Annotated in this window: 14 protein-coding genes; 2 read left to right on the forward strand and 12 right to left on the reverse strand. The window is 49.4% G+C overall.

Translation table 11 applies throughout. The features are described from left to right. Window positions 1-10: 10 nt before the first annotated feature. The 6 genes from C4N23_RS01020 to C4N23_RS01045 form a co-directional block, all read right to left on the reverse strand. Entirely contained in the window at window positions 11-691 is a 681-nt protein-coding gene (locus tag C4N23_RS01020; protein WP_112143441.1) for a GIY-YIG nuclease family protein, read from the reverse strand. After that, a complete protein-coding gene (locus tag C4N23_RS01025; protein ID WP_242983691.1) occupies window positions 688-1,275 on the reverse strand; it encodes a restriction endonuclease subunit S in 588 nt (195 codons plus the stop codon). The genes C4N23_RS01020 and C4N23_RS01025 overlap by 4 nt, the downstream gene beginning before the upstream one ends. A 13-nt stretch (window positions 1,276-1,288) precedes the next feature. Beyond that, complete coding sequence (locus C4N23_RS01030) at window positions 1,289-2,563, reverse strand: restriction endonuclease subunit S (protein ID WP_112143445.1); 1,275 nt, start codon at window positions 2,561-2,563, stop codon at window positions 1,289-1,291. After that, entirely contained in the window at window positions 2,556-3,362 is an 807-nt protein-coding gene (locus tag C4N23_RS01035; RefSeq protein ID WP_181567050.1) for a hypothetical protein, read from the reverse strand. Before C4N23_RS01035 ends, C4N23_RS01030 begins: the two co-directional genes overlap by 8 nt. A 62-nt stretch (window positions 3,363-3,424) precedes the next feature. Then, window positions 3,425-4,453: a virulence RhuM family protein gene (locus C4N23_RS01040; RefSeq protein WP_112143449.1), complete on the reverse strand. Its 1,029-nt coding sequence runs from the start codon at window positions 4,451-4,453 to the stop codon at window positions 3,425-3,427. A gap of 1 nt (window position 4,454) precedes the next feature. Next, entirely contained in the window at window positions 4,455-6,017 is a 1,563-nt protein-coding gene (locus C4N23_RS01045) for a type I restriction-modification system subunit M (protein ID WP_112143451.1), read from the reverse strand. Between the two features lie 285 nt (window positions 6,018-6,302). On the opposite strand from C4N23_RS01045, the gene C4N23_RS01050 reads away from it, so the two are divergent. Continuing rightward, window positions 6,303-6,845 carry a hypothetical protein gene (locus C4N23_RS01050; protein ID WP_097777957.1) on the forward strand — a complete coding sequence of 181 codons (543 nt, stop codon included), beginning with the start codon at window positions 6,303-6,305 and terminating at the stop codon, window positions 6,843-6,845. A gap of 57 nt (window positions 6,846-6,902) precedes the next feature. On the opposite strand, the gene C4N23_RS01055 is transcribed toward C4N23_RS01050, so the two are convergent. The 6 genes from C4N23_RS01055 to C4N23_RS01080 all read right to left on the reverse strand — a co-directional run bounded on the left by C4N23_RS01055 (window position 6,903) and on the right by C4N23_RS01080 (window position 11,457). After that, a complete protein-coding gene (locus C4N23_RS01055) occupies window positions 6,903-8,171 on the reverse strand; it encodes a plasmid recombination protein (RefSeq protein ID WP_242959338.1) in 1,269 nt (422 codons plus the stop codon). Between the two features lie 253 nt (window positions 8,172-8,424). Next, window positions 8,425-8,658 carry a complexin-2 gene (locus C4N23_RS01060; RefSeq protein ID WP_097778380.1) on the reverse strand — a complete coding sequence of 78 codons (234 nt, stop codon included), beginning with the start codon at window positions 8,656-8,658 and terminating at the stop codon, window positions 8,425-8,427. Window positions 8,659-8,743: 85 nt separating this feature from the next. After that, complete coding sequence (locus C4N23_RS01065; RefSeq protein WP_112143453.1) at window positions 8,744-9,868, reverse strand: AAA family ATPase; 1,125 nt, start codon at window positions 9,866-9,868, stop codon at window positions 8,744-8,746. Next, a complete protein-coding gene (locus C4N23_RS01070) occupies window positions 9,865-10,194 on the reverse strand; it encodes a plasmid mobilization protein (protein WP_015538530.1) in 330 nt (109 codons plus the stop codon). The genes C4N23_RS01065 and C4N23_RS01070 overlap by 4 nt, the downstream gene beginning before the upstream one ends. Further along, a complete protein-coding gene (locus tag C4N23_RS01075) occupies window positions 10,191-11,267 on the reverse strand; it encodes a site-specific integrase (protein ID WP_112143455.1) in 1,077 nt (358 codons plus the stop codon). The genes C4N23_RS01070 and C4N23_RS01075 overlap by 4 nt, the downstream gene beginning before the upstream one ends. Window positions 11,268-11,271: 4 nt before the next feature. Further along, window positions 11,272-11,457, reverse strand: a complete 186-nt coding sequence (locus C4N23_RS01080) for a hypothetical protein (protein ID WP_055184318.1) — start codon at window positions 11,455-11,457, stop codon at window positions 11,272-11,274. A 333-nt stretch (window positions 11,458-11,790) separates the two neighbouring features. On the opposite strand from C4N23_RS01080, the gene C4N23_RS01085 reads away from it, so the two are divergent. After that, window positions 11,791-12,294: a helix-turn-helix domain-containing protein gene (locus tag C4N23_RS01085; RefSeq protein WP_097774840.1), complete on the forward strand. Its 504-nt coding sequence runs from the start codon at window positions 11,791-11,793 to the stop codon at window positions 12,292-12,294. Window positions 12,295-12,386 lie beyond the last annotated feature (92 nt).

The raw sequence follows: 12,386 nt of genomic DNA on the forward strand, positions 1-12,386 counted from the left end.
CACCCGCCTTTTACTCATACAAACCTGCTTCTTCTCGTTCCACTCGAATATCTCGCAGTTTTCTTCCCTGATAAAGCCAATGCACCGGCCCTTGTAGCGGATAGGTCGTCTGCATGATTTTTTGAGCCAACGCAGAAAGCGAGTAGGTTTTACCCTGATACTCAATTTGCCGATCATCTTTTACAACGGCTACAACCTCAGGATGATTTTGCAGCACGATCTCTGCCCCCATCGGAATACCGCATTTAATAAATGAGAACGGGGCTTTGCGTTCTTTTGCTTCTTCCTGAATTTCAGCCGCAACTTCTTCGTCTGCAATCTCATGGCCTTCCGGGGTAAGGCGCTGCAGTTTGTCCATTGTGCCGCTTAATTTTGCAATGCTCTCCAAAAGCGCATAAGCATCCTCTTTTGTCATTGCATAAAACTCTTTTGTTCTTGTCTTGCCATCGAACGTATCAATAGCGCGCAAATCAGGATTCAAACGGTCGATCAGGCTATGCAGTTCTTTATCTTGTAGCGGAGTTGAAACATCGTAAGTAGCATATACCCGAAACGCAAATGGGATGCACTCGCTTCGATTTAACTGTTTCAGTCGATTCTCGATATTGGTCGCATAGCCAATTTTTACATAATCCGGGAAAGAGGGATTTGTCAGGATATAAATTACACCAGCTTTTTTTGCTGCACTCACGTTGCAGCCACCTCCTTAAACGTCAACAATTTATCTCGATAATATTCATACTGCTTTTGTCTTGCTTCAATCTCTGCGGGCAGGCCACTTGTCAAGTCATTACAGATTGCATCAAAGCGGTCAAGAATAGAAACAATTCGCTTCTGTTCCTCAATAGACGGTACTGCAATTACAGCCTTTGCTATATTGTCGTTGTACAATCTCGGAATCGTTCCGCCCTCAGATGCTTTCCACGGTTTCAGTTCATAGCAGTAGCGAAGATAGCTATTCAAAACAATACTTTCATCATTATCAATCCAAACGATGTTAGAATCTTGGAAGTATGCAGGCTTCCCATCATAAACAACTGTTCTGCCAATCGTTCCCGCCGCAGAAATCAGCACATCGCCTTTTTTCGGAAAATTATACTTCGACCGATATTCGTCAAATGTTTCCTGTGAAATATAGGCATCAGCTTCTTTTCCAAAGGTTCCAATTTTATAGAACGGAACACCGCTCACCGTATTTGTCTGGCTCTTCAAAATACGCTTACACATACAGATAGAGCCAATATCACCTAAAGAGATTCTCACATAGCCAAACACATACTGCAAGAGCTTAATCAGTGCTCTGCTCTGCTCTGCTCTGCTCTGCTCTGCTCTGCTCTGCTCTGCTCTGCTCTGCTCTGCTCTGCTCTGCTCTGCTCAAAATTGTGTTACCAGTTTCTGCAAATGTCAAGAGCTTATCTCGGTAATACTCGTACTGCTTCTGCCGGGCTTCAATCTCAGCAGGCAGGCCAATATTGAGGTCGGAGCAAATCTTCTCAAAGTTGTCCAGTACATTCACAATGCGTTTTTGGACATCAAGGGGCGGAACGGGCACAGGGAAAGCATTCAGCATAGGTCTACGAATAGACGCAACCGAACCTTGGAACATCGTTTTCTGGATATACGGCAGGAATTTTGCTTTCATGTAATGGAAATAATATTTAGACATAACTTCTGGCGTATTGATGTGAATGCGGTATGCCCGCTGATGCAGCGCATATTTTCCTTCAATATAATGATATACCTTTCCGACGCCCACACCATCACCCGCCGTTATAATGGCTGTTTCATCATACTCATAATCATTCTTTCGCAACGGCTCCTGAGAGCGAACAAAAAACGGATATTTGCCATCTTCCACCGCCTCGTTTGTATTACTACTTCCCGTCCCAATGTCCGCTATATCTGCCAGTTGCACAATTTTTGTGTTAGCGTGAAATGTCAACAGCTTATTTCTATAGTAACTATACTGTATGCCTCTAGCAGTAAGTTCCGATGTAAGTTCCGATGTAAGATTTGTGAAATTGTCCAAAATGCGAACAATTTCACGCTGAATTTCTAGTGGTGGAATTGGTATCATTAGCCTTGAAAAAAGTGTTTGTGTTAAGTGACTAATTGTCGAACCTGTTTTCTGTTGCTCAACAACACTTTGAAAATGATTAGACAACAGATAGTGCAGAATGAACCGATTCTCTAACGAACCATCTTTACAGCGAACAACAAAGACTCCACCATTTAATGTAGCTGGCATTTCAAGCCCCTTTACTTGCGCTACTTTACCAAGAGTTCCATCTTTGGTTATTAGGATATCTCCATTTTTCAATTGAATTTTCAGGTCTTGCTTGTATCGTTCTTCCGTCACATATACACAGGTACTATAATCAATTTCATGTGTTTCAGTAAAGTCAGTTCCTGTTATAAGCAAGTAGTCGCCTTTGCTCATATACTCTGCTTTCGTTAGCCGTTGCCAGCCAATTCGAGCATTTAATGTGCAAACTTCATCGAATCTTTTATACTCAACGCCATCCGGACAAAGCTCCCGGAGCAGTTCATCTAGCTTACTCATCCGCACCCTCTTCTTTCTTTGCAATATAGGTACTGTACAGTGCCATCACCGCATAATAATACATATCTTCCTGTGTTTCGATCAAATCTTCATCGAAAATAATATCTTCTTCTGATTTAGCAAATACCCGGCAACAGTCAATAACGATTCGCATCGTCCAGTATGTCATTATTTCTTCTGGGCATCCAGCTAAATCACATTGCAACCAAACCATATCAATTGGTGGCTGCAGTAGCCATTTGGATTTTCCCAAATCTGCGGAGTGAAGGTAATCATACATATATCCGTATAGCGTTCCGTTATAGCTCGTGTCTTTTAATAATTGGAGTGAATCACCTTGATAAAAGTGTGTTCGCCTTATGTCCTCAAATATGTACGGGTTTACGGTTTCAATTTTTTCATCCGAATAACGCTCCATCGCTCGATAAAAGTATTTAGCCCCATCATATAAAGTATCTTGTCCAAAACCGCACGCCTTAATATCATCTTTTAGTCGTTTTAATGCAGCACTCACCTGTTCTTTAGAAACCTCTATTGGCTGAAAATTGGCTTGCTTCAGAATTTCCTTTTGGACTTCCTCACTACATCTTAAAAACTTAGTCGTTATCACTCTATGATGCTTTCTTTTGAGATTCAGGCTTTTTGCAATCGCTGACAACGGCAAGTATTCTATTTCATCTTCATTATCAATCAGAAAAACTCTTGCCGCTTCAGCAACAGCTTTTTTCTGCGCCTCCACTTCCATTTGCTCACGTTCTTTTTCATGTGAGCGCTGTAGCCAATAGATTGCAACTGTCAATACAACTGTTGCAATCTATGAGAGCACATCCACTACGAAACTCCAAATCTCAAGGCTCATCTTTACTCTAGGTTTTCCTCCAAATACCTGTCAAAATCGCTCTGGTACAGCCGATCCTGCACCACACGGTACTTTTCAAACTCCGTTTCGGCGTGCATTTTTGCAAGCTGCGCCGAGATTTTGCCTGCATCCCTCAACACTTCCAGATCATCTGCCTGCAAATAGATGTCCAGCCGCTTGGCCCAGTCCTCCATGGTCATGGGGATATGACGGCGGGCACGGTTCTCGGCAAGGTCAAGGTATGCCGAAACAATCAGCTCCATGGACTTCATTTCATCTTCGGTCAGATAGTTTTTCGCCACCGAAACATCGCTCTTTTTAATTTTGCCGTTGGGAGCGTCCTTCCATGTGTGAAGCCCCATGTGCGGCTTTTCGGCATCGGCACGCTCATAGATCAGCTCTGCCGCCGTATGGCGATGCACGGCATAGTGCATCTTATTCTGCACCTTTGCAAAGAACTCTTTTGTGGTCAGCGCGTTGCGGTCATAATCCAGCGAAGTAGCGTAAATATCAGTGAGTTTCTGGTAGAAGTTGCGCTCCGAAATGCGAATTTCCCGGATACGCTCCAACTGCTCTTCAAAGTATTTCTTGGTCAGGACTGTGCCACCGTTTTTCAGGCGTTCCTCATCCATAGCCCAACCCTTGATGGTATACTGCTCCACGATCTGGTTCGCCCAGACACGGAACCGCACCGCCCGCTGGTTGTTCACCTTGAAGCCGACCGCAATAATTGCCTGTAAGTTATAGTGGTTCGTGTTGTACTTTTTTCCGTCCGTGGCAGTTATTAAGTATTTCTTAATAACTGCTTCTTCCTGCAATTCCCCATCCTCAAAAATCTTTTTCAGGTGCTGGTTTATCGCTGCGACAGACACATCGTAAAGGGTCGCCATCATCTTTTGCGTCAGCCAGATGTTTTCATCCTCGTAGCGCATCTCGATGCTGTCCTTATCCTCCCCCGTGGAGGCAACAAAGGTCAAATATTCCGCCGCAGAAGAACGTACCAACGCAGAATCATTCTTTTTGTTTTCCATCTCAGCCCTCGATTTCTGCCACGATCTGGTCAATAGCAGCCCGCAGTTCGTTTTCTCGTGCTGCGATTTGCGCAATTTCAGCGTTCAGCTTCACAATGTCGATCTTCTCGCGGGTGTCCTTGGCTTCCACATAAGTGGAAACGGACAGATTGTAGTCATTTTCCTGCACCTCGGAATACTCCGCCAGATGGGAGAAGTGCGCTTCTTCTGCCCGCTGTGCAAAGGTGTCCACGATCTTATTGATGTTTTCCGGCGTGAGCTTGTTGTTGTTCGTCACCTTGACACACTCGGAAGAAGCGTCAATGAACAGCACTTTATTATCCGTTTTACCCTTTTTCAGCACCATGATGCAGGTGGCAATACTGGTGCCGAAGAACAGATTGCTCGGCAACTGGATGATGCAGTCAATGAAGTTGTTGTCCACCAGATACTTGCGGATCTTCTGCTCTGCGCCGCCACGGTACATGATGCCGGGAAAGCAGACGATTGCAGCCGTACCGTTGGAAGCCAGCCATGCCAGCGAGTGCATGATAAACGCTAAGTCCGCTTTGCTCTTCGGAGCCAGCACACCAGCCGGAGCAAAACGCGGGTCATTGATGAGCAGCGGATTCTCGTCACCGGCCCACTTGATGGAGTACGGCGGATTCGATACGATCAGCTCAAAGGGTTCATCATCCCAGTGCTGCGGATTTGTCAGCGTATCCTCACAGACAATGTCGAATTTGTCAAACTCAATGTCGTGCAGGAACATATTGATACGGCACAGGTTATACGTTGTGATGTTGATTTCTTGCCCAAAGAAGCCATTGCGCACAGCGTCCCGTCCCAGCACCTTTTCTGCCTTCAGTAGCAACGAACCAGAGCCGCAGGCCGGGTCATATACCTTGTTGATTTCCTTCTTGCCTACCGTACCCAGCCGGGTCAGCAACTCCGAAACATCGGCAGGCGTAAAGAACTCGCCGCCGGACTTGCCCGCATTGCTGGCGTACATGGTCATCAGGTATTCGTAGGCATCGCCAAAAGCATCAATGTCATGCTCTTTCACATCTCCAAGGTTCATATCTGCTACGCCGTTCAGCAGCTTCACGAGCTTTTCATTGCGTTTGGCAACGGTCGCGCCCAGCTTGTTGCTGTTCACATCGTAATCATCAAACAGCCCTGCAAACTGTCCCTCAGAGGAGCTGCCCTTTGCGGATTCCTCAATGTGCCGGAACACCGTTTCCAACGTTTCATTGAGGTTTTCATCGCTGGCCGCTTTTGCCCGTACATTGCAGAACAACTCACTGGGCAGGATGAAGAACCCTTTTTCCTGTACCAGCCCTTCCCGTGCCTGCTCTGCCTCTGCATCAGGCATATCCTCATAGCGGAAGTCCGGGTTGCCTGCATCAATTTCGCCCTGATTGATGTAGCTGGCAATGTTCTCCGAAATATAACGGTAGAACATCGTACCGAGAACGTAGCTCTTGAAATCCCATCCGTCCACTGCGCCGCGCAGATCATCCGCTATCGCCCAGATTGCACGGTGCAGTTCTTCGCGTTCCTGTTCTTTTTTGGTGTCTACCATTTTTATTTCCTCCATCAAATGCGAATTTCCGCATTGTTTTCTTTCATTTTAACATAGTAAATGTACCACTATTGGTACACCATGGTGTTTTTCCCAAAAAGGATATACTTTCCCTTTATACTATCCTAGTAAAGCGTACCACAGCTTTTCCGTGATTGCAAGCCGATAAAAATTTCTATTGCATTTTTCGGCGAGATAGTGTACACTTTTTTCAATCTTGTCCACTGTCTGTATCTCGGACGGAGTTTCGTATCGTCAAACACCTGTGAACTGAGAGGAAAGCCAATGAAAGCGAAAAAGACCAAACTGCCCGAAAATCTGTATCATTACACCAGCCTCATCAAGTATCGGATGATTCTTGCAACTGGGAAACTGCTTCTGACACCTTCCAATCTGAAATATGACAACGCCACGCTCCATGACGAACCACTCTTTTTTAATGGGCAGAAAATTGGTTATAAATCCGTTGACAAATATGAAAACTATCATCCTGTCGTCTGGCTGACTGCCAATGACCATGCCGGTGCAAAAAACACCGGTCTGTCCAACGACAAAATCATGTGCCGCATTACCATCAAGACCAATGGTAAAATCTGGCGATATCTGCCTTGGCGCACTTTCTGCGACAAGTACAACGCTGACCGCAGCGTTGCCTCAACCCTCAAACAAACTGCTAATGACTACCTGAACTGGTATGTCTGTGAATCTGAGATTCCAGTTGCGGACTTTGCAAAGGTCGAGTTTCTGGCTGAAGATGGCACCTACAAAGACGAGAAGGACATTCCCGGATTTGCTCTGACGGATATTGCCCCGGAGCTTTTTGAGTAAAATATCACTTATATGTACAGACCCCCGCCAACATCCGCTGGCGGGGGTCTGCTATGCTTACAGCTCTATGCTGTTCTGCCTGTTCTTCTTCTGGCTCCTATCTGTGGTCTGCTCCTGCTCCCTCATAAACCCAATGACCTGCTGCATCTTTTCGGCACCGAAATAGTTCCATACTCGCCTGAAATCACGTTTCATCGCATAGAGCTGCGAATTCTCAGCTTTTACCTGTTCCAGCTGCTGGCTCAAATGGCGGGTAGCCTTCTTCTCGTCCTGATAGAAGTGCAGATACTTATCCCTCTCGTTCTTAACCTCCCAGTACTTCCGATGGAGGGCAAAAAGTACCTTCACCAACTTCTGGATCAGCGGCATGGCCTTTTTCTCCCGGTAACTCTTGGCGGTCTCAAACGTGGCTGCTTCTGGCACCCATTCCTCCGGCCGCTGGGAGTACTGCGCTGACAGGTTTTCCAGCCCCTCCATGATGGGAGCCAGCTTGTTCAGCTTCTGGCTCTGCTTCTGGTAGGTCAACTCTGCTTTCTGTACCCGCTGTTCAGCGGCTTCTACGGCTGTCTGCGCTGTTTCCAGCTGTTCCTGCATCTCGGTCAGGTCGGTCTGGCACTCCTGCTTGGCAGCTTCCAGAGCCACCACCTCTTTACTACGCTCCCGCTTCTTGAAGTCCAGCACAGACAGGTGCTCTTCGTGGGTGCCTTTCTGTTCCCACTCGATGCCGTGCCGCTCCATCACGGCAGCAAGCTGCTCTTTCTCGGCGTTGATCCACTGGTTCAGCTCGGATTCTCTCTTGGAGCCGCCTGCAAAGCCCAAGGCCTTCAGAGCCTGCTTCAGGGAGACCTTGGTGTCCAGTCCTTTGCCTTTCCAACCGGACACATACGGCACGAAGTCGATGTGCAGATGGGGCGTGGCTTCGTCCATGTGGAGGAAAGCCCCGAACACCCGCAGTGTCGGGTTCCGCTCTTGGAAGCCCTGCATATACTCGTCCAGCAGTTCCTTTGCCAGTGCGCCATTCTCGGTCAAGACACCCATATCATCTTTGTTGCCGATCTGGACGATCAGCTCATGGAAAAGCTTTTCCTGCTTGCCTGTCCGCAGGTGCTCATAGTAGTCGGTGATACAGCGGTCCTTGCGCTTCTGCTTGGCATTGTAACGCTTCACTGCCTCGTCAAACAGTTCGTGGTACACCTTCTGAATCGGCTCATCCCGGTACACGACATTCAGGCTGCTGCGCTTCGGGTCTACGTTTTCAGCGGTGAAACTTCTCCGGTTATGGTTGAGGGAGCCGGGACCCCGCATTGCGGAAATGGTTCTTTTCAATCGCACGTCCTTTCTCTGTGGAAGTAACTGGTGCCGGACACGGCAATGGCTTTGTTACTTTCGTCGAAAGTAACGCAAAAGCACTTTTGACAGACGTTCCGTCCATCAAAAGATGCCTTTGCGCCCTGCCGGGGGCTTCCGTCTGCGGACTGGGTTTCGCTGTACCTCGCCGCTGCCCGGTCCAACACCACCTTCCTGCGTGATTGCATTCACAGGAGCGTGACACGCTCCTGTCCTCTACCAATAGAGGGACTCACCAGCGGAAGCTTTCTGGCACGCCTCGTCTGTCCAGATACTCCTGCCGAGCCTGCTCCCGTTGTTCCTCGGTGGGCGCCGTCTTGTACTGGGCATACAGCTCATGCCGCAGCATCGCATCCAGTTTTTGCTCCAAACCCTGTTCAATAACTTCTTCGTACTCATTTTCGCCGCTCAAATGATAATGCAGCAAGGCGACGAAAAGTTCCTGCGAAATTTGCACATTTTTCATCATTATCACCATCCCGTGTCGGTTGTGTCGATTGTGACGATATTTTATATAGTAGCAAAAATACCGTCACAACCGTCACGAATCGTCACGCCCCAGAATTTTCCAGCGTCAATTTGACCTCTCTGCCCTCATGGGTGCGCCTGCTTTCGTACCGAATTCCATAATCGTTGTAGAGCCTGTCGGCACTCACGTTCAGCTTCCGGGTCAGGATGTTTGCCTGTATGCTCACACCCGGCAGACGTTCCAGCAGCTCCGTGGGCGTACCGCTCCACTCTGGCTGTTCCGGGCTGAGCATCTTTGCCACCGCTTCCAGAAGCGGGTCGGGCGGCAGCTTCCAGAGTTCCGTTTCGGCTCCTTGGAACTCCCACACGCAGCGTTCCCGGTTGAACTCCAACGTCAGCTCCTGATCTGGCTGATCACGCCCCACGATGTCCAGCAGGGCGGTATTGTCCGTGCGCCGCTTCTTCTGCATGATGAATGCTCCATCCGCTGCACCCAGCAGGCCATTGGTGCCGGAGATCATGTCGAAGCTATCCTCGGCTTCCATCTTCCGGGTGTGGTGAACCACCAGCAGGCAGATGCCATACCTGTCGCTGAAGGCTTTCAGTTTGGTCACGATCTCGTAGTCGCTGGCGTAGCTGTATCGGTCACCGCCGATCTCCCGCACCTTCTGCAGGGTGTCGATGATGATGAGCCGTACATCCGGGTGCTCCCGGATGAATCCTTCCAACTGCTGGTCAAGTCCCTCGCTCACGGACTTAGCTTGCGTTGCGAAGTAGAGATTGCTGGTCTCCTCTACCCCGAACATCCGGGAGAGCCGCCGCTGCAGCCGGGCGTAATCATCCTCCAACGCCAGATAGAGGACGGTGCCTTGATGCACCTCGTACTCCCACAACGGAAGCCCCATCGCCACATGGTAGGCGAGCTGCCCCATGAAGAAGGACTTGCCCACCTTGGGCGCACCTACGAAGAGGTAGGTGCCACTGTACAGCAAGTCGTTCACGATGGGCTTCCGGGGTGGATACACCGTGTCGTACAGTTCGGTCATTGATACCGTGTTCAGCCCGAAATTGTTTGACTTTTTCGCGGCTTGCAGATTGATTTGCTTGCCCGAATTTGTTATAATATTGGTGTTGATTTTTGAGGACGACTGTACCGCATCTGCGCCAACAGATGCACCCGGTACGGTCGTTTTTCTATTGTCCGTCATTCGCATTCCTCCTTAAGTCCGTTCAACGTCAGAGCCACCATTTGCAAGGTCTCCAGCAAGTCCGGTGGGACTTCTTCATCCACGGCCAGCCGCTGCAATTCCTGATAGATCAGCTTCATCTGGTCTCGCAGGGCTTTGTAGACCCTTGGGTTGCCTACCACGGTGATCTCCCGGTCGGTCAAGCGGCGGATGATATACTCCTGTTTGGTCAGCCCGGAGAGCTTTACTTTGGCTTCCAGAACCTCGTCCTCTTCCGGGGACATTCGGAAGGCTACCACCTTGTTCCGCCAGCGTCCTTGCTGGTCGAGCACTCGTTCCATTTTCATCCCTCCTTTCGTTCCATGTTCAGCTTCTGCGCCATCTCCTGCTGCTTTGAGGGGAAGAGATGGGCGTACTTATAGGTGATGTCCACGCTCTCATGCCCCACCCGGTCTGCGATTGCCAGCGCCGAGAAGCCCATCTCGATCAGCAGCGATACATGGGAGTGCCGCAGGTCGTGGATTCGGATGCGCTTCACCCCGGCTTCCTTGGCTCCCCTGTCCATCTCGTGGTGCAGGTAGCTCTTGGTCACCTCAAAGATCCGCTGGTCTGGCTGGACTTTGTAGAGGGATTTCAGATAGTCTCTGATCTCGTCCGTCAGAAACTGCGGCATCTGGATGACCCGGACGCTCTTGGGTGTTTTCGGGTCGGTGATCACATCCCGGCCTTTCAGCCTTTGATAGGATTTGGTGATGGAGAGCAGCCCCTTGTCCAAGTCGAAGTCTGCCGGGGTCAGAGCCAGCAATTCGCCCTCCCGGATGCCACACCAGTAGAGGACCTCAAAAGCGTAATAGGATTGCGGCTTGTCCATCATGACTTCTGCGAATTTGAGGTACTCCTCCTTCGTCCAGAAGAGCATCTCCTTGTGCTTTTCTGACCCCATGCACCCGGCTGTGGCTGCTGCATTTGATTTCAGCCCATAGAACCGGACGGCGTGGTTCAGAATGGCACTGAGCTGTCCATGGAGCGTCTTGAGGTAGGTCGGCGAGTAGGCCTTGCCGTTTTTGTCCCGGTAGTTCAGCATCTCGTTCTGCCATGCGATCACATCCCGTGGCTTTATCTCGCTGAGCCGTTTTTCTTTGAAATACGGTAAGATTTTCGTTCGGATGATGTGCTCTTTGGTAGACCAGGTGTTTTCCCGGAGTCGCTTTTTCTTGTCCGTGATATAAATTTCCACAAAGGCTTCAAAGGTCATAGTCAGGTCTGCTGCCTGCTGAAGAAGGAACTCCCGCTCCCACGCCAGAGCGTCCTTCTTGGTGGCAAACCCCCGTTTCAGCTTCTTCTGCTTCACACCTTGCCAGTTTTCGAAGTAGAAGGAAGCGTACCATGTGCCCTGCCTGCTGTCCTTGTAGGCTGGCATCCCATCACTCCTCTCCTGCCCCGTAGATCTTCTCCTGATAGTACCTCCTGCTCACCCGACCTCCTACGGTCGTATAGCCTTTGGCCTTCAGTTCCTCGTTCCACTGGGCGATCATCTTGTACGCCAGCCCCTGGGAGATGTCCAGTTCCTTTGCCAGCTCGTCTGCCTTGATAAAAATGCTGTTTGCCATTTTTTGTCCTTTCCTTGTCGGTTTCGTTTCGGTGCCGCTTCATCCTCGCTGACTTCCGGCAGGCATATCCCCTTTGCGGTGCTGTGCCGTCCCCTTACGGAGCGCTCGCTTCCTTTCGGAAGGTCTTGGCGGTTTGGGTCAGTTTGGCGGTCATTCAATTTTACTAAGCATTTTTGCTTATCTTTTTGTGTTCTCATTATACTAAACACATTCCGTTAAGTCAAGAGGTTTTCGGGTAAAATCTTAAACTTTTTTGTTTATTTTCTATTGCACCTCCTGTTTTTCTGTGCTATACTGGGTTCAACAAATATGTTTAAGTCAGGAGGCAATCGCATGGCAGTCGGTGACCGCATCAAACGTGCCCGCAACCTCCGAGGTATGACCCAGAAAGAACTGGGCATTGCCATCGGGTTTGAGGAGAAAAGCGCAGACATCCGCATCGCACAATACGAAAGCAACACCCGCACTCCTAAAGAAGAGTTGCTCCGCAAGATTGCGGAGGTGCTGGACGTGAACTACCGTTCCCTCTATGAGCCGACCCTGTACGCCGCAGAGGATGTGATGTACACTCTGTTCGAGCTGGACGAGCACTATCCCGGCACCCGGCTCTACGAGGTCACAGACACCACCGACCCGGATCTCCCGGAAAAGCACATGGCGGTCAGCTTCCGGTATCGCCTGCTGGATGATTTCCTGAAGGAGTGGCAGCTCCGCAAGAAGCAGCTCCGGGAGGGTGAGATCACCAAGGAAGAGTATCTGGAATGGAAGCTCAACTGGCCTCAGACCGCCGACGGCTGCGGCCGGTACGAGCCGAAGAAAAAGTGGCGTAAAGAATAAAAGACACAAAAATGCCCTCTGAAAAACTTACCGTTTCTCAGAGGGCATTCTCATGTCTCTCTTTATGAATAATCGCCTGATAGTATCAAAGC

The sequence above is a fragment of the Faecalibacterium hattorii genome (assembly GCF_003287455.1).
GTDB lineage: Bacteria > Bacillota > Clostridia > Oscillospirales > Ruminococcaceae > Faecalibacterium > Faecalibacterium hattorii.